16 protein-coding genes are annotated in these 21128 nt (G+C 45.7%); 9 read left to right on the top strand and 7 right to left on the bottom strand.

Annotated features, from left to right (window positions below):
* The first annotated feature begins 23 nt into the window (after positions 1–23).
* Together B5D40_RS05435 and polA are read left to right on the top strand one after the other, a co-directional pair.
* Entirely contained in the window at positions 24–1751 is a 1728-nt protein-coding gene (locus tag B5D40_RS05435) for an HD domain-containing phosphohydrolase (protein ID WP_327077732.1), read from the top strand.
* A 3-nt stretch (positions 1752–1754) separates the two neighbouring features.
* Positions 1755–4523 (top strand): DNA polymerase I, encoded by a 2769-nt coding sequence (gene polA / locus B5D40_RS05430; RefSeq protein ID WP_078776093.1) that lies wholly within the window; start codon positions 1755–1757, stop codon positions 4521–4523.
* Here polA and B5D40_RS05425 read toward each other — a convergent pair.
* The gene (locus tag B5D40_RS05425) at positions 4520–4783 is read right to left on the bottom strand and encodes a GIY-YIG nuclease family protein (RefSeq protein ID WP_233134330.1); all 264 of its coding nucleotides are present in this window, start codon (positions 4781–4783) and stop codon (positions 4520–4522) included. The genes polA and B5D40_RS05425 overlap by 4 nt on opposite strands.
* A 132-nt stretch (positions 4784–4915) precedes the next feature.
* On the opposite strand from B5D40_RS05425, the gene B5D40_RS05420 reads away from it, so the two are divergent.
* From B5D40_RS05420 to B5D40_RS05400, 6 genes are all read left to right on the top strand, one after another.
* The gene (locus B5D40_RS05420; protein WP_078776091.1) at positions 4916–8290 is read left to right on the top strand and encodes an Eco57I restriction-modification methylase domain-containing protein; all 3375 of its coding nucleotides are present in this window, start codon (positions 4916–4918) and stop codon (positions 8288–8290) included.
* 38 nt (positions 8291–8328) lie between these two features.
* The gene (locus B5D40_RS05415) at positions 8329–9810 is read left to right on the top strand and encodes an AlbA family DNA-binding domain-containing protein (protein ID WP_078776090.1); all 1482 of its coding nucleotides are present in this window, start codon (positions 8329–8331) and stop codon (positions 9808–9810) included.
* An 8-nt stretch (positions 9811–9818) separates the two neighbouring features.
* The gene (locus tag B5D40_RS05410; protein WP_078776089.1) at positions 9819–10007 is read left to right on the top strand and encodes a phospholipase D-like domain-containing protein; all 189 of its coding nucleotides are present in this window, start codon (positions 9819–9821) and stop codon (positions 10005–10007) included.
* Positions 10008–10404: 397 nt separating this feature from the next.
* Entirely contained in the window at positions 10405–10590 is a 186-nt protein-coding gene (locus B5D40_RS15245) for a hypothetical protein (protein WP_143394514.1), read from the top strand.
* A gap of 237 nt (positions 10591–10827) precedes the next feature.
* The gene (locus B5D40_RS05405; protein ID WP_078776088.1) at positions 10828–11577 is read left to right on the top strand and encodes a DUF3800 domain-containing protein; all 750 of its coding nucleotides are present in this window, start codon (positions 10828–10830) and stop codon (positions 11575–11577) included.
* A 150-nt stretch (positions 11578–11727) separates the two neighbouring features.
* The gene (locus B5D40_RS05400; protein ID WP_078776087.1) at positions 11728–15132 is read left to right on the top strand and encodes a helicase-related protein; all 3405 of its coding nucleotides are present in this window, start codon (positions 11728–11730) and stop codon (positions 15130–15132) included.
* A gap of 41 nt (positions 15133–15173) precedes the next feature.
* Here the strand turns inward: B5D40_RS05400 and B5D40_RS05395 are convergent, their stop codons facing one another.
* The 3 genes from B5D40_RS05395 to B5D40_RS05385 form a co-directional block, all read right to left on the bottom strand.
* On the bottom strand, positions 15174–15701 hold the full coding sequence (locus tag B5D40_RS05395) for an FISUMP domain-containing protein (protein WP_078776086.1): 528 nt from the start codon (positions 15699–15701) through the stop codon (positions 15174–15176).
* Between the two features lie 233 nt (positions 15702–15934).
* Positions 15935–16681, bottom strand: a complete 747-nt coding sequence (locus B5D40_RS05390) for a flavodoxin family protein (RefSeq protein ID WP_078776085.1) — start codon at positions 16679–16681, stop codon at positions 15935–15937.
* 9 nt (positions 16682–16690) lie between these two features.
* Positions 16691–18076 (bottom strand): DEAD/DEAH box helicase, encoded by a 1386-nt coding sequence (locus B5D40_RS05385; RefSeq protein ID WP_078776084.1) that lies wholly within the window; start codon positions 18074–18076, stop codon positions 16691–16693.
* A 39-nt stretch (positions 18077–18115) separates the two neighbouring features.
* Here B5D40_RS05385 and tsaA point away from each other — a divergent pair, with 39 nt between their 5' ends.
* Positions 18116–18808, top strand: coding sequence for a tRNA (N6-threonylcarbamoyladenosine(37)-N6)-methyltransferase TrmO (gene tsaA, locus B5D40_RS05380; protein ID WP_078776107.1), 693 nt, complete (start codon positions 18116–18118; stop codon positions 18806–18808).
* 214 nt (positions 18809–19022) lie between these two features.
* On the opposite strand, the gene B5D40_RS05375 is transcribed toward tsaA, so the two are convergent.
* The 3 genes from B5D40_RS05375 to B5D40_RS05365 form a co-directional block, all read right to left on the bottom strand.
* Positions 19023–19484, bottom strand: a complete 462-nt coding sequence (locus B5D40_RS05375; RefSeq protein WP_078776083.1) for a hypothetical protein — start codon at positions 19482–19484, stop codon at positions 19023–19025.
* Positions 19463–19681 (bottom strand): hypothetical protein, encoded by a 219-nt coding sequence (locus tag B5D40_RS05370; protein ID WP_078776082.1) that lies wholly within the window; start codon positions 19679–19681, stop codon positions 19463–19465. The genes B5D40_RS05375 and B5D40_RS05370 overlap by 22 nt, the downstream gene beginning before the upstream one ends.
* A gap of 219 nt (positions 19682–19900) precedes the next feature.
* On the bottom strand, positions 19901–21127 hold the full coding sequence (locus B5D40_RS05365) for an SUMF1/EgtB/PvdO family nonheme iron enzyme (protein ID WP_078776081.1): 1227 nt from the start codon (positions 21125–21127) through the stop codon (positions 19901–19903).
* Position 21128 lies beyond the last annotated feature (1 nt).

The following is a 21128-nucleotide window of genomic DNA, read 5'->3' as shown; positions in this document are numbered from 1 at the left end:
GACTTTTGCAAAAAGAAAAGCGAATGGACCTCCGTTCGCTTTTTTATTTTTGTATTATGGTGATTTTTTATTTGATTGCGATGTGTGTAATTTCCGCCGTGAACTTGCTTATTTTGTATAGCTTGTTCCCGAAAAAGAGAGAAAACTTTTTTTATTCGTCTGTTTTTCATTTTTTGGCAATCGCGCAATTAGGGCATTTGTTTTTGGCGCTGTCCACCAATGTGGAAGAAGCGATTTTGGCAAATAAAATTGCTTATATCGGAGCGGCATTTTTCCCGATGTTCATTTTCTTGGGAGTCCTTGATGTCTGCCAGATTCGATTGAAACGGAAAACCTATTTGTTGCTGCTGTTGCCCAGCATTTTTGTTTTTACAATGGCTTGCACGACGGGATACAAACCGTGGTTCTATGAAAAGGTCGAATATATCACGACGATGGGCGTTGGCAATTTTGCTGTGGAATACGGGCCGTTTCATGTTTGCTTTAATGTCATGTTTCTCTCTTATATGGCGGCGTGCATGGGCGTTTGGCTTTACGCTTGCATCCGAAAGAAAAACATTCCTATTTATAATTTGGCCTATACATCGCTCATCGGTGTTGTTTGCGGCGAAGCATTTATCGTTTCTCGTGCGTTGGGAACCGATACGCTGGTAATGCCCGCTTGCTATGTGATTATCGAAGTAATTCTTTTATTTGCCGCGAGCCGTTTCCAACGGTATGATTTGAATTCCTTGATCATTGAAGAAGTTCAAAAAAATAATTTTTGCGCCTATATTTCCATTACTCCTGATTATCATTATGTGGGAGCGAATGAGTTGGCGTTTCGCTATTTTCCGGAACTTTTGCACCGTCGAATCGATTCCGTCCTTAAAGATTCCAACGAGAGCTTTAAGGCGTTTTTGAATGTGATTCATCGGGCGGTTTCCATGAACCAGAACCTCTCCTATTTTCAAATTGGGGATGATTTTTTCAAATGCCTGGTGCGCTCCGTAAGCTACGGATATGGCAGCAAGGGATTTTTGCTGCGGATAGAAAAGGACGTGCAGATGCAGCAATACAGTTCGCTTTTGGGGCGTTACAATTCGTCTTTGACCGATTTAAAGGAAAAGAATCTCCAAATTCATTCGATACAAAAGCAGATGTCGCTCGGCCTGGTTTATATGGTGGAATTCCGGGACGGCAGCACGGGTGGACATTTAAAACGCGTCGCCCATGCTGTTCAAATTTTAGTCGGCGTAATCCGGCAAAACGCAAATGGGCAAGTCTCGGAAGATTTCTGCAATAATGTCATCCGTTCCGCTCCCATGCACGATGTGGGAAAAATTGCGATTAAAGATTCCATATTGACAAAAATGGGAAAGTTCTTGCCCGAAGAATATGAAGTGATGAAAACCCACGCGGAAATCGGGGCGGCAATTATCAAAAACGTGCTGTCGAATGTGGAATCGGAAGAGATGCAGCGAATCGCCCAGAACATGGCCTTCTTCCATCATGAACGCTGGGATGGCTCGGGTTACCCGAAAGGATTGAAAGGCGAACAGATTCCGCTGGAAGCCCGCATTATGGCGATTGCCGACGTGTATGACGCCTTGGTCAGCGAGCGCAGCTACAAGAAAAAGTTTTCTTTTGCCGAAGCGGATAAAATCATTTTGGAATCCATGGGCACCCAATTCGATCCGAATTTGCAAAAGTGCTATGAAGAATGTCGCCCCAAGCTGGAAGCTTATTATTCCAGCTATAACGAGGAGTAGAAAATGGAAAATCGTCCGAGAAAACTTCTTCTTTTGGATTCGTATGCTCTGGCGTTTCGGATGTTTTATGCCTATGCCAAAAATCCTTTGATCAACAAGAATGGATTGGATGTTTCTTTGGTTCACGGTTACTGGGGGACGGTTTTGCGATTGCTCGCCAAGCACAAGCCGACGCATTTTGCCATTGTCCGCGACGTGAACGCTCCGACTTTTCGCCATGAACTCTATCCAGAATACAAGGCGAATCGAGGTCCCATGCCCGAAGAAATGGCAAGGCAGCTGCCGCTTTTGGAAGAAGCGATTCAGGCCAGCGGTATTCCTGTTCTTTCTGAAAAAGGATTTGAAGCGGACGATGTGATGGCTGCTGCTGCGGAAGTGGCGTATAAAGAGGGCATCGAGCAGATTTTTCTAGTGACAAAGGACAAGGACCTTTCGCAGGTGGTGAACGATAGAATTCATCTTTTCCATTTGGAGAAGGGAGCCGACGGCATTGATTTTGGCCCGGAACAGGTTCAAGAAAAATTCGGAGTCCCCCCGGAACAGATCCGCGACTATTTGGCTTTGATGGGCGACAGTTCCGACAATGTTCCCGGTGTCGCAAAAGTCGGCCCGAAAACGGCTGTACAGCTTCTTTTGGAATTTGGAAACATCGATAATCTCTATGAAAATTTGGATAAAGTTTCCAAAAAGGGTTTGCACGACAATCTGGAAAAAGGCAAGGAAAACGCTTTTCTTTCTCGGGAACTTGTCACGATTCAATCGTCCCGAGGGTTTAAAGGAACCTTGGAAGAGTTGGAATTTCACGGCATCGAAAGCGATGCGCTTGCCGCCGTTTTCAAGGAAAACGAAATTTTCAGTCTGCTGCGACTTTTAGAAGACGTTCCTTCCAAGGCGGGATTTTCGAGCGAATTGCCCAAGCGAAGTGCCAAGCCTTTTGAAACGGTGATGGTGCGCACGACCAAGGCTTTTCAAGAAATGCAGGCGGCGGTGGAATCCTGTGAGTCGCCTTCGATAGCGGTCATGTTTGACGGCGAAAATCAAATGGAGACGGCCATTGTCGGCGTAGCGTTTGCCGTAGAACCGAATCGCGGCTTCTATGTTCCGCTGGGACATACGGACGATATGGGAATCCCGCTGAACAATATCGATACGGAATACTTTGCAGATTGGTTTGTACCTGTATTCACGATTGCGTCCAAAAAATGGCGGATGTTTTCGGCCAAGACGACGTTGCACGTGCTTTCTCGGGCGATGGATGAACGCGTGGAACCCGCAGAAATTTTAGATGCGCAAATCGGGGCTTGGATGCTTTCTCCCGGGGAATCCAAATACGAATTGGAAGAACTCTCCATGCGATTTGTCGGCAGGGAACTGGATTCCAAAGAATCTTTAGTCGGGCATGGAAAAAATGAAATCCCGTTTTCTCGCGTATCTGTAGATGAGGGCGGCGAATTTGCGGCAAAGAACGCCGCTGCGATTTATGAACTGTGGAATTACGTACAAAGTAAACTGACGCAGGCCAATTTGGAAAAGCATTTTAACGAAACGGAAATGCCGATTTTAAAAGTGCTTTTCAATATGGAAGAAAACGGAGCCGCCGTCCATTTAAAGTCGTTGGAAGAACTCTCTAAAGATTTTTCTGCCCGCATTGAAAAAACGGAAAATTTTGTTTATCAGCTTGCGGGAAAGCCTTTTAATATCGGGTCACCCAAACAACTTTCCGAAGTTCTGTATGACGATTTGAAATTGAAGGTCTTGAAAAAAACGGCGACGGGCCGCAGCACGGATAGCGCCGTTCTCGACCGTCTTTTGAATGAATTCGATTTGAGCGAACAAGAAACCGTTTTGTTGCAGTCGATTTTGCATTTTCGTGAATTGAAAAAATTGCAGAACACTTATGTGGAAGTTCTGCCGACTTTGGTCAATAAGGAAACGCATCGCATTCACACGAATTTTGTCCAATGGGGAACAGCGACCGGTCGCTTGTCCAGCCGGGATCCGAATTTGCAGAACATTCCGATTCGCTCGGAGGAAGGCAAAAAAATCCGCGCAGCTTTTGTCCCGGCGGATCCTGAAAACCAAGTGATTCTTTCTGCGGACTATTCGCAGATTGAACTCCGGATGCTTGCGCATTTGAGCGAAGACGAAAAATTGATTGAAGCGTATAACAGCGGAACGGATATTCATGCGCTGACGGCGGCTGCCGTGTTTGGCAAATCGCCCGAAGAAGTTTCGGCGGACGAACGCCGCCGTGCGAAGGTGGTGAATTTTGGTGTGCTTTATGGAATGACTCCGTTTCGGTTGTCCCGCGATTTGCATATTTCCATGGGCGAAGCAAAATCCTTTATCGACGGCTATTTTCATTTGTACCAAGGCGTCGAAGCTTATATCGAAAAAATCAAGAATTTTGCGCACGAGCATGGCTATGTGGAAACGCTTTCTGGACGCAGACGCGCTATTCTGGGCATCGACTCTTCGGACAGAACGGAATGCCAGATGGCGGAACGCATGGCGGTCAATACGCCTGTTCAAGGAAGTGCCGCCGATCTCATTAAAACGGCGATGATTCGCATCGCATCGCGTATTGAACGGGACGCATTGCCGCTCACGCTGATGCTTCAAGTTCACGATGAATTGGTTTTTGAATGCCCCAAAAATCAGGCGGACGAATTGGGAAAAATCGTGCAGAGCGAAATGCAGCAGGCGATGACCCTCAAAGTGCCTCTCGTCGCCTCGGTCGGCTTTGGCGCCAACTGGCTCGAAGCGCATTAAAAATCGGGCAGTTTTCCGTTGGGCAACGCGACGAAATTTCGCTTTGCTTCTGGAGCGCATTTTTTGATGAAGGCTTCCAAGCGTAAGGCGTCGTGTTTGGATTCCAGTTCAAAAATTTTCAGAATTTTTTGCGGCGGAAATGCCCGCGTAAATTTGGCGCCTTTGCCGGCGCAATGCGCTTCAAAACGTTTTTGCACATCGGTTGCGTAACCGGTATAAATGCGACCTCCTTGACAAAGGAGCATATAAACGTAATGCATTCGGTAAAAATAGCAACTTAGCAACTGGATTTGGGATTTGTTTCGCGACGATAATCCGCAAATAAAAAAATGTTTTGACATTTTTCATCATTCTATTATGATTATATTTCCTGCATAGAATAGGAGCTTTTTATGCCTACATCTCGCGAGTTTGAAGAAATCATCAAAGATTGCGACAAAATCCGTATTGTCAACTTCTTAAAAACGCTTTTCCCCGGCGAGACGCGCAAGGGCAAGATAATAGCGAAGTTTGGCGGTTCCGAACAAAAGACTCGTATGGATGGGTTGAATATTTTGGGCTCTGTAATTTTGGAAACCTCGGATGGACGCTCCAAACCGGTTATTTGTTGTGCCAAGCAAATGGGCGGAATCCTTTCGGAACGCAGCTCTCGCCGCAAGCAATTCGACGAGTCCGTAGCGGTTTTGAAAGATGTCTTTGCCAAGCCTTATGTCGGTAGTGGCCCTGTAGAAGGAGCATTTACGCAAGGGCTGTTCTTTTTCTTTGACGAACTTGGAAACTTTAGACTTTCGTTGGTGAGTGCGGAAATTTCTGCGGGCAAAATGGAACTGAACAATTATCGCCGGCAGAGTTTCTATGTGGAAGCGGGAGCCCGCAACAACACGTTCCGCACCCGGATTTGCAAAAAAATTTCCGCCTATGAAGATTTAAAAAACGCCTTTGACGTGGAAAAACTCAGCGACGACTTTTTCCGGGAATACAAGGTATTCTATAAAGATATTGTGCAATATGTGACCGGCGCCCGCTATATCGAAGTCAAGAAGAACAAGTACGAGCGCACCGAAATGAGCGCCCCTCATGCCGCCATATTCGATCAATTTGTCGAAGCCTATGGAAATGCGGATGCGGAAAAGGCCGTCCGGAACTATGTGAAAAAGTTGATGGGACGCCTCGTGTTTATCCAGTTCCTGCAAAAGAAGGGCTGGCTCGGCATTCCTGTGGGAACAGGTGGCTGGAATGGCGGCGACAAGGATTTTTTGCAACACCTGTTCGACAATGTTTCGCCCGAAGAGCAGAACGATTTCGTGGATAAGGTTTTGGAAGAGGTTCTTTTCTACTCGTTCAACCGGAAGGAAAACGAGCGAAAATTAAAAAACTCCTCTCTCAAAAAATGGAAGTTCCCCTTCTTGAATTGCGGCTTGTTCGACAAAGACAAGGACGACAATTTTAATTTTCCCCTGCCGGCTTCCGTTTTTCACAACAAGAAATTTGGCAATACGGAACGCAAGGCTCCCGATATCAAAAATTGGAAGAAACGGCGCAAACCCTATTTCAACGACGAGGTTTGCGGCCTCTTCGATTTCTTTGACCGATTCAACTTTACCATCGATGAAAACGACCCCACCGATGCCGAAGTCAGCGTTGACCCGGAAATGCTGGGAAAAATTTTTGAAAACCTTCTGGAAGACAACAAGGACAAGGGAGCCTTCTATACGCCCAAGGAAATCGTGGGGTATATGTGCAACGAGTCCCTCATTGCCTACCTGGAAAACGAATGCCCCCAGTTGCGTCATGCCGAGAAAAGCGGAGAATCTGCTATCCGTTCCCTGGTGGCGGACTTGAATGCGGCATCTTTCTCGGAAGAGGAAAAGAAAGCCCTTGACCAGAAACTTTCCGAAGTGAAAATTTGCGACCCCGCCATCGGTAGCGGCGCGTTCCCCATGGGCCTTTTGAATTTGCTGTACAAAATTCGCTTGAAACTTGGCGTTGTACAAAAGAAAAGCAAGAACCCCGAAGCGACTTTGAAGCGGGAAATCATCCAGCAGAATATTTATGGCGTGGATATCGAAAAAGGGGCAGTCGATATTGCCCAGCTCCGTTTCTGGTTGTCGCTCGTGGTGGACGAAACGGAACCCGACGCTTTGCCCAATTTGGAATACAAGATTATGCAGGGCAACAGCCTGCTCGAAAGTTACGAAGGCATTGACCTGAGCGCTCTTGCCGGCGAAAGCAAGAACCGTAGCCGAAGCAAAGCGAGCGAGCAAATGTCCTTGGTGTTTGACGAAAAAGAGGCCATGGAGCAAATCCAGAAGGATTTGAATAGTTTCTACAAGACCGACGACTACAACGTCAAGGAACACCTGAAGAAAGACATCAACCAGAATGTCAAGAATTACATCAAGCACATTGCCCCGGAAAAAAGCAAGGCGATAGACGCGCTGCCGTTGCCCAACGACAAGTTCTTCCTGTGGCACACCTATTTTAGGGATGTATTTGATCGAAAGGGGAAGAGCGGGTTTGATATTGTTATCGGGAATCCGCCGTATGTTAATGCGAATGAATTAAAGAAACAAATGGGCACGGACAAGTATAATTTGTTAAAGTCTTTCTTTAAGACATCCAAAGGTGCTGTTGATTTTTATGTCTATTTTTTTGAAAGTGGATTGAATTTATTAAGAGATGATGGTGTTTTGTCTTTTATAACGCCAAATAAGTTTTTGTGTGCAAATTATGGTGTTGCTTTAAGACAATTCTTTATTGATAATTCAAAGTTTATTTCTTTTTGGGATGTTTCTAGAACACAGTGCTTTAATGCTTCAGTATATCCAATTGTGACTACGGTTTACAAGAAGAATGTTAAAAAGAAATATTTATTTAATGTTTTAAACGAATGTGGGATTGTTTCTCAATTTTCGTCTGATACACTAACTTCTTTGCCTGAAAATATATGGGGATTTTTGTTGTCGGATAAGTATAAATTGGTGAAAAAAATCATAGATAGCAGTTCTCCGTTAACAAGCGTTTGTAAGATAAATGCTACATCAACTGCGGGTGAGGCTGATTATTTTCATAATTATATATCTGAAAATAAAACATCATTGAGGTTGGTGAATACTGGGACCATTGATCCTTATGTGTCTTTGTGGGGAATTCGATATCTCGTTGATAAGGGAGAAAAGTATTTAACTCCTTATTTGACCGATGATGCGAAGATTTTAAAAAATCGTACTTTAACGTATAAATCAACAAAGATCATTGTTGCTAAAATGGCTTCTCGTCTTGAGGGTGTTTATGATGAATTTGGTATATACGCCTCTGTAAATACAAATTGTTTGCATACGATAACATGTTCTCCATATTTTTTGTTGGCGTGGGTGCATTCAAAAGTCTTTGATATGGTTTATAATTGTTTCTTTGAAGGCTTGAAGATGGCTGGTGGCTATTTGCCTTTTTCTGCCCCGTATCTGTCTTGTATGGTTATTCCTAAATCATTTGGCTCTATTGAAAAGGCTGTTTCTTTGAAAGTCGATTCTATCCTCGCCGCCAAAAAGAAAAATCCCTCCGCCGACACCTCCAAACAAGAAGCCGAAATCGACAAACTGGTTTACGAACTCTACGGGCTCACTCCGGAAGAAATCGCCATCGTGGAGGGTGATTGCCGCGCCTCTAACGAGGCTCGCAATGACGTAAATAAAGCAGGAGCCCTTCGACAAGCTCAGGGCTCTGCGACCACGGATGATGACTTCCTTCAGGGGGAAAACTTGTAGGGTTTGCGTGCCCATAGTGAATAAAGTATATTCACGGCATGGAGATATTGCAAATGACCGCCAAAGAAATCAAGAAGGGAGAATCCGAGGTTCTGGAATTCAAGGGTAGCGAACTCTCGGAAGACCCCAAGAAATGGCTCAAGACCGCCATCGCCTTTGCCAACGGTAGGGGCGGTTCCATCTTTTTTGGCGTCGAGGATTCATCACTTGAAATTACGGGAATCCAGTCCGAAAACGTGTTCAAGTTCATGGACGGTATCACGAACGAGATAAGCGACAGCTGCTCCCCGCAAATTTTCCCGCACCTGCATATCGAAACCATCGACAACAAGACCGTAGTCGTTCTGGAAATTCGCCCTGGCGACAATGCCCCCTACTTTTACAAGCCCGAAGGGGAGCGTGGCGGAGTCTATATCCGCGTCGGAGCGACCACTCGCAAGGCGGAACCCGAAAAAATCCGCGAAATGATGCTCTATACCGCCCACAAGTCTTACGACGAAATCGTGGAGCGCGGTGTCCGTCCGGCAACCAGAAAGCAGATTAACGATTTGAGGCGAGTCATCGCCGAACGTTCGACCAGCCAAAAGAAAGTTTCCGTAGAAAACCTCGTCAGCTGGGGATTGCTCAAGGAACGCGACGGCAAAATGCTCCCCAGTGTCGCTTTCAGGCTCCTCGCGGCAAACGACTTCTATTTTGCCAAAATCCAGTGCGCGAGATTCAAAGGCGTAACCCGCGCCGTGTTCCTGGACCGCAAGGAATTTGATGGCCCCATTTACCAGCAAATCGAAGATGCTTTCGAGTTCATTTACAGGCACACCAATGTCGGTGCAAAAATCAAGGGGCTTTATCGCAAGGATGTTTACGACTACCCGCCCGAAGCCGTGCGTGAACTTTTGGCAAATGCCGTGATGCACCGCAACTATCTGGACAAGTCGTGTATCCAAATTTCGGTGTTTGATGATCGAATCGAGTTCCTGAATCCGGGCGGAATTTTCGGCGACTTGACCCTAGAAAAAGTGCTCAGCGGGTATTCCAGCGTACGCAACACGCAAATCGCCGACATTTTCCAGAAAATGAACATCGTGGAAAAATGGGGCACGGGTCTCATGCGAATTGCCGATATTTGTAAGGAATTCGGGACTAAGCCGGTCAAGTATCAGGCGGAATCCGGCTACTTCATGGCTACTTTGCTGCGGAAGGTCAAGGGAAAAGCCGAAAATGATACTGTAAACACTAATATTGACCCCATAAATGGCCCTATAAACGTACAAAATGACCCTATAAATGACCCCATAAATGGCCCTATAAATGACCCTATAAATTCACTGTCGGAAAAAGAATATTTAATCCTGAATTCAATAACAGAACAGAATGACATTACTGCAAAGGAGCTTGTAAACAAACTCGGGTTTAGCGAAAAAACAGTTAAACGCGCCATAAGTACGCTCAAGGAGAAAGGCTTTATAGTCCGTATTGGCAGCAACAAGACTGGTTTTTGGAGCGTTAAGGAAACAACTTAGAGGAATCTATGTCTCAATTTTTACTCACTACGAACGAAACGGATAAAAGCAAAATCACTTTCAAGGAACGCCTCCAGTCCTTAATTTCCAAGTCCAAGGAATTGCGGGCGTTGGTCGGCTACTTCTATTTCTCGGCTCTTTGCACAATGTATTTGCCAGCAAGGGCGTCGATGGCGAGGATTTGTAAGATTTGTTAGCCAACACAGGACTGTCTTGATTGTGACAAATAGAATGTGGACTTATATATAAAGCTCCACCCGATTTGTCTATGTCTATAAGTACTAGAGTTTTTGCATTCTCCGAGTTTCTTAAACATTAGTGGAGAGAAATAAAGAACCCCTACATAAAAAACATGATTTTTTATTTCCACAAGGAACATGACACCGAACGGAAAGAGTTGCAAGTCCAGGCACTTTGCTTGCCTCAAAGAGCGCGGGCTCTGCATCCCTGAAACTTGGAATCTCCGATTCCGTAGTTGAAGTATCCCTGGAAGGGACGATTCGCCTAAAGGAAGCAGAGCTTCCAAGGCTCATGGGGCTTTGCGCTCGAAAGAACGCGTGGCGGGGGATAGGGTGAAGGGAAAAGGGGCTGCCCATGAGTCTTAAGAGTTTTACTCTTTTAGACGAATTGTCCCTGGAAGGGAGCCTTCGCAAAAGCGTGCAAGGCGAACGTTGCGCCGCAAGCTTGCTTGAAGGCATTACTGAGCCGCAGCCGCGGACGCAACGCGTCAACTCCGAAGCCCCCTTATCCCTTCCGCCCGCCGCGGCTTTGCATCCCTGAAACTTGGAATCTCCGATTCCATAGTTGAAGTATCCCTGAAAGGGACAATTCGCCTAAAGGAAGCAGAGCTTCCAAGGCTCATGCGTAGGCGAGCCTCTCGCAGTCTGCGAAAAAAAAAGAAAATCTGGAGGCGAGAGAAAGAACAAAAAAGCCCGACTCCACAAAAAGAAAATTTTTAATCGAGTATCTGGTGGCGGATTATATATAATTCCCATAGAATGGGTATATTTTGTACGGATGAAAGAAACTGAAAACGTAAAAGCCTATTACTATTTTGACGAAGCCGGCGACCCGAATATATTGGGCCGTCATGGTGTGAACCTCATTGAAAGTGGGGTGGCAAGCAAGGTGTTTATGGTCGGCTATCTGGAAACCAAGAATCCTAAAGAATTGACCAAAGCCTTGAACGCTCTGCATAAAGAAATCTGCGAAGATGAACTTTTGCAGGGAATTCCTTCCATGGAAAAAACAAAGGTTGCCTTTCACGCGGCAAAAGATTGCGCTGAAGTTCGCGATAGGGTGTTCCGGTTGCTAAAGGATCTAGATTTCACCTACTATTGTGAAGTCCTTCGCAAAAAAGAAACGTTCTTCAGGAAGCATTTTAATTTCAAGAATACGGAAATCTACAAGTATGTCGTCAAGAATCTTCTTGAAAATCGCTTGCATCTTTATTCAGAAATCGATTGCTATTTTTCGGCTTTGGGTAACGTGGTCCGCAAGGACACCATGCAGAGCGCGATTGATTCTGCAATTGAAGCTTTTAGCAGCAAGTGGCATCACGAAAATAAAAACGTGATCCGTATCTTGATCCAGCAGGCTGCAGAAATTCCTCTGCTGCAGGCTTCGGACTATGTCCTTTGGAGCATTCAGCGTGTTTACGAAAAAGGAGAATACAGGTTCTATAATTACTTGAAGGACAAAATCAAGGTAGTCCACGACATTCTTGACTTCAAGTATTATACATCAAAGAATCCGATGGTAAAATAAAAAATGGACCCTTGTATAAGGCTAGGTTTCTTTCGAAACGCATGGCGTGAAGCCCGCTTTCACCTTATTAGGACCCAATAACTATAATTTAACAAAAAATCAAAAGAAAGTCAACTACAACTCAATCAATCGTTATTTGCAATTAGTTTTATGCCACAATTTTTACTCACTACGAACGAAACGGATAAAAGCAAAATCACTTTCAAGGAACGCCTCCAGTCGCTGATTTCCAAGTCCAGGGAATTGCGGGCGTTGGTCGGCTACTTCTATTTCTCGGGTGTTGGCCCGCTTCATGATGCCATAAGGGATAATCCCGATATTCGGCTCAAGGTGCTCGTAGGCATGGAAGCCGAAGAACACATGGGAAAAATCATCGAGGTTGCGGCAACCCATGGCGGCATGGTCTCGCAGGAATACAAGGAGGCTTTCCTCGGCTCTTTGCACAATGTGTTTGCCAGCAAGGGCGTCGATGACGAAACCTTTTTTGAACGCAACAAGCTGTTTGTTGATTTGCTCCGCGAAGGCCGACTGGAAATCCGCAAGACGCGTGAACCCAACCATGCCAAGATGTACCTGTTTACCATGAAGAACGACGAGGTGGACTGGCTTACCGGTTCGGCAAACCTTACGTGGAGCGCCCTTGAAAAGCAGAACGAGGTGAACGTCGATCTCAACAGCTTTGATTATGACCGGGCAAGCATGCTGTTCGGCAAGTGGTGGGATGACGCCGTTCCCCTGACGGACGATGAAGAAGTGAAAACGCGCATCATCAGGATTCTGGAAAATGAATCGGTTCTCGCTCCGGTGACTCCTTTTGAAGCATACGCCAAAGTTTTAAAAACCATCGCCGAAAAGGAAGAAATCCAGGAAAAGACTCTTGATAGTCGAATCGCAAAGGTTCTTGAAAAGGCCGGTTACAATAATTTCAAGTACCAGACCGATGCGGTCCTTTCCGCCCTGCATATTGTCGAAAAATATAATGGCGTGATTATCGCCGACGTGGTCGGTCTCGGCAAGTCTATTGTCGCAAGCCTCTTGGGAAATCTCTTGACCGGTTCTGGCCTCGTTCTTTGCCCGCCAAGTCTTGTGGGGGATGATAACGGCAAGAGCGGCTGGAAGATGTATCTTCAAAAATTCGGTCTTGCCAGTCGTGGTTGGGACGCTCGCTCTGCCGGGATTCTTGAATCCGATAAATTTGACGAGTTTATGGAATTCGTTGACGAAAGAAACTTCGATACGATCATTGTCGACGAAGCGCACCGTTTCCGTAATCAGGATACGGACAGCTATTCAAAATTGTGGCGAATCTGTAATGGCCGCAAGGTAATTTTGCTGACCGCAACTCCCTTCAATAACAGCCCTGCCGATTTCGGTTCCTTGCTGCAATTGTTTATGGATATGGGAAGTGCGAATCTTTGCGCCGGCGGCGACTTGCAAGAAAAGTTCCAGAACCTGACTATGGAATTTAATGCCGCGAACTATCTGCTGGCTCATTTGCCCTTGATGGATAAAACGCAGGCTAACGAATGCAAAAAACGCTGGAAGTCTCTTTTTGGTGAAGAATACGAAAAGGGAGATGATTTTTCGGATCCGTCTAAATGTTTCCGCCTGCGTCGGAAAATCGTTGCCGAAATGAAGCGGATTTCTAAGGAAGTCCGTGAAATAATCGCTCCGGTAACCATCCGCAGAAACCGCATCGATATTCAAAAGGACCCCGAATACGCCAAGGATGTCAAGGAAATGTCCAAAGTGGTTCCTCCGAAGGAGCAATTCTATAAGTTGTCCAAGGAACAGAACGAGTTCTATGATCGCGTAATCAATGAATATCTAAGCGATGTCAATTTCATGGGTGCAGCCTATAGGCCTTATGCTTACACCCATTTAGGTTCTTCCGATGAGGATTTTAGCGATAATGTCCAGCAGGAAGGTATGTACAAGTTCATGCGGCGATTGCTCGTCCGCCGATTTGAAAGTTCTTTCGGAGCATTTGAAAAGACGGTCCAAAACGCTATTGGATACTACCGCCTGGTAAAGCGAATTGCCGTCGTTAAGGGAATCGTTTTCCAAAGCCGCAAGTATTTGGAAAAATTCAGCGACCTGTGCGAGAATGATGCTTCCGCTGAAGAATTTAAAGACTTTTTCAGTTGGTTGAACAGCATTGAATCCGCCAAGACCATTCGCAACAAAGACGAATTTTACGACGCGACGGATAAAAATTTTGACAAGACCAAGTTCCTTGCGGATTTGGACAAAGACATCGAAATTTTTGAACGTATTTTGAAGGAAATCGATTCCCTGAATTTGCTGAAGAACGATCCGAAGGCGCTGCAACTCGTTGATATCATCCAAAAAGTCCTTGACGGCTCTCATGGCGAACTGGATTCCGCTCCGAATCGCAAAGTAATCGTATTTACGGAATATCAAGATACCATTGACCACCTTAAAAACTATTTCGAAAAATCAAGCTTGAAGAAAGTCGTGTTGATTCCGGATTCTATTGGCGATGTCGTGTTGCAAAATTTTGACTTCTCTTCCCAAAAGCAAGAAGACAAATATAAAGTGCTAGTCGTCTCGGACCGATTCAGTGAAGGTTTGAACCTTAGCCGTGCCGGACTTGTCATTAACTATGATATTCCTTGGAATCCCACCAGGGTTATTCAGCGAGTTGGACGGATAAACCGTATCGGCTGCAAAATTTTCAATAAACTGTATATTTTCAACTATTTCCCCACGGAACAAGGTTGCGACATCATCCATTCCAAAGAAATCGCTGCGAACAAGATGTCCATGATTTACAAAATTCTGGGAGAAGACGCTCAAGTCTTGACGGAAGAGGATGACAATCCGCAGCCGTCGAAACTGTTTGAAAAGGTAAATGCCGATCCTGACGATTTCGAGGAGATGTCTCCGCTTACGGCCATCCGCATGGAATGGAAAAAAATTCAGACGATGTATCCTGAAATTGCCGAAAAAGTGAATAATCTCCCGAACAGGATCAAGAGCGTTTCCGTTGCAAAAACGGAAGAAAATGTCGGCTTTTATGTCCTCAAGAAAAAAGGTCCTCTCCTTTGGTGCGTATTTCAGAATAGCAATGGTGAGCGGAAATTGATTCACGCCGTAGATTTTGCGCTACGTTTGAAATGCAAGCGTGAAGAGGCCGGATTGCCAATGGATGGCGATTTTTGGAAACTTTACAAGGAAATTGCCGAACTGGATCCGATGTGCATTGAACGCGATTCGGCTCATGGAATGCCCAAGAACGACGTTTATACCAAAGCCAATAAGGTTATTGCAGAAGCTTTGAACGTCGCCATCCCGGACAGCGACATCTATGCATTTCTGCGCATCATCCAAGATGATTTGCAGAATTGGCGGACCATCCCGAAATACGACCTTAAAATTCTCGGCAAAATCCCGGGCAATGACCCCGATGCCATTTACAATAAGATGCTCTACCTAAAGGAATTTCTTCGGGCATTGGGGGATAAGCGTAAAGACCAACGCAAGGCTTCTCAGGAAAATGATGAAGTCGTGATTGGTGTTGAAAAAAAGTAAAGGCGAAAATTGTACACGAACTAAAATCAGACGATGCGTCTCTATTTCTTGATGCAGCGAACGGATGCGGAAATGTTTTTGTTGAAATGCTCGTAAGAAACCTTGTCGGTTACGCGCACAAGCGTTGCGCGGGAATCGTCGTAGGAATCGCTGGTCCAAAAACTGCCGCTTTCGTTTAAGTCCACGAATTTGCCGTCGTAATAGCGGAATCCCGTTTTGCTGTTTTGCAAAGCCTGGGCGTCTAATGTTTCAAAGTCGGATTGAGACGGCAACTTCCATCCTTCGGGGCAAATTTTTTGTGCGGTTTCAAAGGGATACAGGCTGCCGTATAGCTGGCAATTTTTTGCGGAGTCGTTGTAGCAGTGGCTGGAACCTGTCAGCGACAAGCGGGCGAGATTTTCCATCAGCCAGATATGGTTTCCCACTTTTGCGGTCTTGTAAATTTTTTCCACGCAGATGAGTTCGCCCCCTTCTTCATTGTAAGTGCAGGAGTTCGATTTTTCGCAAGCGCAAAAAAGGAGGGCGGTGATGGCGGCAAAGCCGAGAGTCAGAATTTTATAGGATTTCATATTTTCTCCGATGCGTTTTGATGTTGCCAAAATTAAATCCTCGGGGAAAATTTGACTAATACTATTCAAGTATTGAACTTATTGTTTAAAATGATGAATTGAAATGGGGCAAGTCTAAGTTGTGATTAGCGCCCTTCGATTAGTTTGACAAACGGCTGCTGCCCTTCGATAAACTCAGGGACCGTTTGTCGAAGCAATCGTCAAAGCCATTTTCAGAGATGCCTTTGCAAGGATTAAAAATTGTCGTCCCGATCAAACATGTGAGTCACGAATTGCACGACGAGTTCTTTGTAAGTCTCCTCGCCAAAGAGGGGCTTTTGCATCAAGTCGATGGCCTCTTGAGAAAGCGTTCCTGTTTTGGCAAGTTCCGCTCCGCCCTGCGCATAATTTTTGCGCAGAATGTCAAGCCTGCGTTTTCCGCCGCGGTGATGCAATGCCCGCATTTGCGGACAAGCGATTAGGGTGTAGCCGCCCTTTCCCAAAATGATATCAAATTGGCGAACAATCGGTTCGTAAACGACATCCAAGTCGCACCAGGCGCAGCTGGACAGCAGGATGATTTTTTGCCCCGGTTTTTGATTTTGAAGCCCGTGCATCGGCTTGTTCATGCTGTCCGGCTCGTTGAGCTTTTGCCCCATATAGGGGTGAACCATTCCCACGATGCGGTCCATCAGCACTTTCATCTGTCCGGGAATGCTGAAAAGGAACAAGGGAAAACTCCAGATGACAACGTCGGCGGTTTCCAACTTTTTGCGTGTTGCGGGCACGTCGTCGTCTTTGATAAAGCAGCTTCCGTCCGGGCGACCCCAACAGGTAAGGCATCCTCGGCAGGGCTTAATGTTCAGACGGTCGATAAAAACATATTCCGCTTCGTAATCGCCATTGGCGAGCATTCCATCGACGAATGCTTTTGTCGGCACAAGGGTTCCGCTCTTTTCGTTTTTCGGGCTGGCGACCATTATCAGAATTTTCTTTGTCATGGGAGACCTTTAGTTTTGGGCGTTTGTCCGGTTTCTGTTTTGTTCTGCGCGCAGACGTTTGCGCGCTCGGCTACCCAAGCGTTTGCCGTTGGAAGTTTTGGGCAATTTCTGCTGATTTTCTGGGCGTTTCGGCGTTGGATTTCTTTCGGCGCCTTCTTTTGATTTCGGGCGTTTTTCACGTCGGTTTGAAAATTTTCCAGTTCTCCAACGGGAATTTCGGGCTTCGCTTTCAGGGGTTTCCTTTTGTGGCGGGGGCAGCTTTTCTAAAATGCTCGGATCGCCTTCTGGAATTTGAATGCGAGTCAAGCGTTCAATCGCCCGCAAATCCTGTTCTTCGTCCGGGGCGCAGAACGAAATGGCTACGCCGTCTTTGCCGGCTCGAGCTGTTCTACCGATGCGATGCACAAAGGTTTCTGGAACGTCGGGCAGGTCGTAGTTGAATACATGGGAAACATTGTCCACGTCGATTCCCCGCGCGGCGATATCGGTTGCGACCAGTACGCGGATTTGCTCGGTTTTGAAATTGCCAAGAGCTTCTTGACGCCGGTTCTGGCTTTTGTTGCCGTGAATGGCGGCGCAAGTGATTTCCGCTTTTTCCAAAACGCGAACGATTTTGTCGGCTCCGTGCTTTGTTCTGGAAAAGACCAGAACTTTTTTCATCTCGGGATGGGCGAGCAGCAATTCTTTGAGAAGAGCGCCTTTGCGCCGTTTGTCGATGCGGTAGAGTTCTTGCTGGATGCGCTCTATCGGCGTGCTTTGCGGAGCGACTTCAATTCGTACGGGGTTTGAACGCAAAATGGAAGCGGCGAGCTTTGTGATTTCGGGCGGCATCGTCGCGCTGAAAAAAAGATTCTGGCGCTGCGCCGGAAGAAGGCCGACGATTTTGCGAATATCGTGGATGAATCCCATGTCGAGCATTCTGTCCGCTTCGTCCAGAACAAAAAATTCGAGTTTTTTCAGGCTGACGATTCGCTGGTTGATTAAATCCAGCAAGCGTCCCGGCGTGGCAATCAGAATATCGACGCCTCGGGAAAGCGCGCGCTTTTGCGGCGTATCGCTGACTCCGCCAAAAATACAGGCACTGGTCAGTTTCGTGTATTTTTCATAGGTTTCAAAGCAGTCCGAAACTTGAATGGCGAGTTCGCGCGTCGGGAGCAGAATCAGGGTGCGAATGGATTTGGATGTGTTTCTTGCCCCATCCTGTAAAAGATTTTGTAAAATGGGCAGGGCGAATGCGGCGGTTTTTCCCGTTCCTGTCTGGGCGATTCCCATTAAATCGTTGCGCGTTAAAATAGGTGGAATGGCTTTTTCTTGAATCGGTGTGGGATGGGTATAATTGGCTTCGGCGATGGCTCGTTGCAGTCTTTCGTCTAAAGGTAAATCGGAAAATTTCATATGGAAACAAAGCTAGAAAATTTTGCTATATACGTTCCGATGAACTCACATTTTACCTTCCAGACGATAGCGCGCATCCGTTCCGATTTCCCGGAAAAATTTGGGATTCCTAGGCAAAGCGGAATACTTAAGGAACTCCAATCGCAGATTGTCTTTGAACCGGAATTTCGCGATGCGGCGGCAATTCGCGGTTTGGAAGGATTTTCCCATTTGTGGTTAATCTGGATTTTTTCCGAAAATATTCGGACAAAGTCTGCCTTGACCGTTCGCCCTCCGCGATTGGGAGGGAATGTGCGGATGGGGGTTTTTGCCACGAGGTCTTCCTTTCGGCCAAATCCCATCGCCTTGTCCGCAGTAAAAATCGAGAATGTGGAAAATACGGCGGAAGGCCCGGTAATCACCGTTTCGGGGGCGGATTTGCTGAACGGAACGCCGATAGTCGACATCAAGCCGTACCTGCCTTTTGCCGATGCGGTTCCCGAAGCGACCGGAGGCTTTACGGATGGTTTAAGCTCCGAACCGTTGTCGCTTGAATTTCCGCAAGCCGAGCTGGAAAAAGTCGCCTTCGAAAAACGGGAATCCCTGCTGAAAATCCTTGCCGACGATCCGCGCCCAGCTTACCAGGAAAATCCGGCTCGCGTTTATGGCTTTCGATTTGCTTCGTATGAAATCAAGTTCAAAGTGGAAAACGGAAGATTGTTTGTTTTGAGCGTCGAAGAGAGGAACGATTAGAGGCCAGGAATTTCGTCACCCCGAACCCCAAAGGGGTTATACGACACTTGTCAATTTATTGACTTAGTGGAGTTATACTCGAAGTGTAGAAGCAATCTTCTCCCGCAGACAAGATTGCCGCGTCGGGGACTATGCCCCCTCCTCGCAATGACGCCGCCCGCTTGCCAAACTAGTCGAACCATCCTCGCAATAACGAAACCCGTTTCACTCGCTTTCATTGCCACTGCACGGGCAATCGAATGTTTTCTTTGGGCAATTTGAACAGGTAAAGAGCGTTTCGTTTTATTTCGTACATAAAAACAGAAGTAATGCTTTCGGATTTTTCTTTGATCTCTATTCCATCTACCCGATTGAACGCGTTTACTTCCAGTAGATTGTTGGAATCCAACCAGAGTTCCATTTTTCCAAGGACTATTCCCAAATCATAGACCAAGTGCATCGAAATCATTTGCAACTCGCCGTTTTCGGGATAAATTGTTTTCGGTCTGTAATCCTTCCGTTTTACGGAATCCCCTTTCTTGTGAAAAAAAACGGACAACACTTTTTCTATCGTCGTTTTTCCCTTGTCGTCTATGGCCAAGGCAAACCTTTCGTAATTTGTCGGGGCGCGCAAGTGGATGTAAATCCCGCCGCCATTCTCCTTAGGCTTTGTCCCTATTTCAAAGCCGTGAAGCATGAATTGCCGGAAGAACTGGACGGTGCTGTCATTGCTTGAAAATGGATGTTCTTTCCTGCCAGTCGAACAAAATCCAGATTTCCTTGCCTTGTCCGGATTTCCAATTGCAAGGTGTCGACTTTTTCCCGAACGAATTGGACGGAAGCATATTCTAGAGGAACGCCCTTGTCCCTGAAGGCAAGAGCGTTCGTTGCCAAGCAACACAGAAAAAATATCAAGGCAAATAATCTTCCGGCCATAAAACATCATCCAGTTTAGGATCGTATTTGATCTTCGTTGATTGTATCGGTGGGGTTCCCGGATCCTGACTTGTGGATTCATATAATCTAACAAGAACATGATTTACCGTCAAGTGATGAGGGCCGAAAGTTTTTATTGTTTCGGGCGGAGGCCACATTTCCCCATTGCATCCCGTGTTAATCGTTTACAAAAATCTGTCGGACCAATCTAAATCCCCTAAACGGATTTTTTTTATAGCGTAAATCACATTCTTTGACAACCGTTTTTTCTTTATCCGCTTTGTATTTGATATGGGTGTAACAAAATTCCTCGGCTTCGTGCTGCATCAGATTATTTTTCATCCAACACTCGTTAGAGCTTTCATCAGAGCTTAAGCATTCGCGCCCCTGATGCAAAATGGATTCTGTAGCATTTCCCATAACGTCGTATAACCCATAAGGATTTGGCTTTAGCAAGCCCACTTCATGAACTCTTTCTTTTCTCGGTTTATACCATTCATATTGAGATATGGTTAAAGAATCCGTTTCGTTTCCCCAATAATAATCTTTTTTTGAACCGCCTCTTTGTAGGGCAACCCATTCGTCATGAGTCGGTAATCTATAGCCGTTTTTTGTCGTGTCGGCTCCGTTTGCACGGGACGCAATTTCAAAGCCCTCAAACTTGCTTCTATTGTTCGCATAATCGGAGTCGATGGCATAACTCGGATCCTGCGGTAAATTGGGATGGTTCAAGGGATTGCTGTCTGGATACCATAAATTAGATGGTTTATAAAATGTTCCAAAATAGTCGCATAGAAATTTTACTTCCCCGACAGTTGCTTCCGTTCGGTCAACAACGAGGATTTTGTTTAGACGTGTTTCTTTATAAGAGCCGTAAACTCGTCTTTTGTACTCTGGCCCTATAATAGAATCTATGCTCCATATCAAATGCGTCTCTTTCGACAAATCAATCAGTTTTTGATTGTTCAGAATCCAGACGCTGTCCGATGGGGTTGAAGCGTTGAAGAAAACAAATAATAAACTTCCCGTTCGATTAGGGGTTGTCAATAAAAGACAGTTGTCTTTAGTGAGCTGAAATGGAACCAGACCTTCCCAAAAGCCTCTTTCACCATTTTCTAAACAGATTTTGTATTTTTGATTCCTTGCAGTTTCTATATATCGGGCTTTTCCATATTCGAAAACGGCATTTGGAGCTGATGGAAAATTTTTTTTGTTTGTTATAGAGTTTCGATAGTAATATCTGTTTAACGGATCGTTTTTTCTCAAACTTCGAATGATTTCTTCTGCATGGTCAACGTTTTCCGTATTCATGATTTTTTTCCCAGTCGCATCGACAATTTCCATGCCATAGTTAAAAATAGCCATCAAACACATTGCAATAAAAACGATTTTTTTGTTGTTCATT

Origin of the sequence: Fibrobacter intestinalis (assembly GCF_900167415.1) — a bacterium.
GTDB classification, from domain to species: Bacteria; Fibrobacterota; Fibrobacteria; order Fibrobacterales; family Fibrobacteraceae; genus Hallerella; species Hallerella intestinalis.
The sequence above is the reverse complement of the archived record's forward strand: the minus strand, read 5'-3'. Positions and strand labels throughout refer to the sequence as shown.

What these genes read in the sequence shown, in the direction of transcription:
- B5D40_RS05435 (WP_327077732.1), top strand. Translation starts at nt 24, where the DNA reads ATGGACCTCCGTTCGCTTTTTTATTTTTGTATTATGGTGATTTTTTAT.
- polA (WP_078776093.1), top strand. Translation starts at nt 1,755, where the DNA reads ATGGAAAATCGTCCGAGAAAACTTCTTCTTTTGGATTCGTATGCTCTG.
- B5D40_RS05425 (WP_233134330.1), bottom strand. Translation starts at nt 4,783, where the DNA reads ATGCATTACGTTTATATGCTCCTTTGTCAAGGAGGTCGCATTTATACC.
- B5D40_RS05420 (WP_078776091.1), top strand. Translation starts at nt 4,916, where the DNA reads ATGCCTACATCTCGCGAGTTTGAAGAAATCATCAAAGATTGCGACAAA.
- B5D40_RS05415 (WP_078776090.1), top strand. Translation starts at nt 8,329, where the DNA reads ATGGAGATATTGCAAATGACCGCCAAAGAAATCAAGAAGGGAGAATCC.
- B5D40_RS05410 (WP_078776089.1), top strand. Translation starts at nt 9,819, where the DNA reads ATGTCTCAATTTTTACTCACTACGAACGAAACGGATAAAAGCAAAATC.
- B5D40_RS15245 (WP_143394514.1), top strand. Translation starts at nt 10,405, where the DNA reads ATGAGTCTTAAGAGTTTTACTCTTTTAGACGAATTGTCCCTGGAAGGG.
- B5D40_RS05405 (WP_078776088.1), top strand. Translation starts at nt 10,828, where the DNA reads ATGAAAGAAACTGAAAACGTAAAAGCCTATTACTATTTTGACGAAGCC.
- B5D40_RS05400 (WP_078776087.1), top strand. Translation starts at nt 11,728, where the DNA reads ATGCCACAATTTTTACTCACTACGAACGAAACGGATAAAAGCAAAATC.
- B5D40_RS05395 (WP_078776086.1), bottom strand. Translation starts at nt 15,701, where the DNA reads ATGAAATCCTATAAAATTCTGACTCTCGGCTTTGCCGCCATCACCGCC.
- B5D40_RS05390 (WP_078776085.1), bottom strand. Translation starts at nt 16,681, where the DNA reads ATGACAAAGAAAATTCTGATAATGGTCGCCAGCCCGAAAAACGAAAAG.
- B5D40_RS05385 (WP_078776084.1), bottom strand. Translation starts at nt 18,076, where the DNA reads ATGAAATTTTCCGATTTACCTTTAGACGAAAGACTGCAACGAGCCATC.
- tsaA (WP_078776107.1), top strand. Translation starts at nt 18,116, where the DNA reads ATGAACTCACATTTTACCTTCCAGACGATAGCGCGCATCCGTTCCGAT.
- B5D40_RS05375 (WP_078776083.1), bottom strand. Translation starts at nt 19,484, where the DNA reads ATGCTTCACGGCTTTGAAATAGGGACAAAGCCTAAGGAGAATGGCGGC.
- B5D40_RS05365 (WP_078776081.1), bottom strand. Translation starts at nt 21,127, where the DNA reads ATGAACAACAAAAAAATCGTTTTTATTGCAATGTGTTTGATGGCTATT.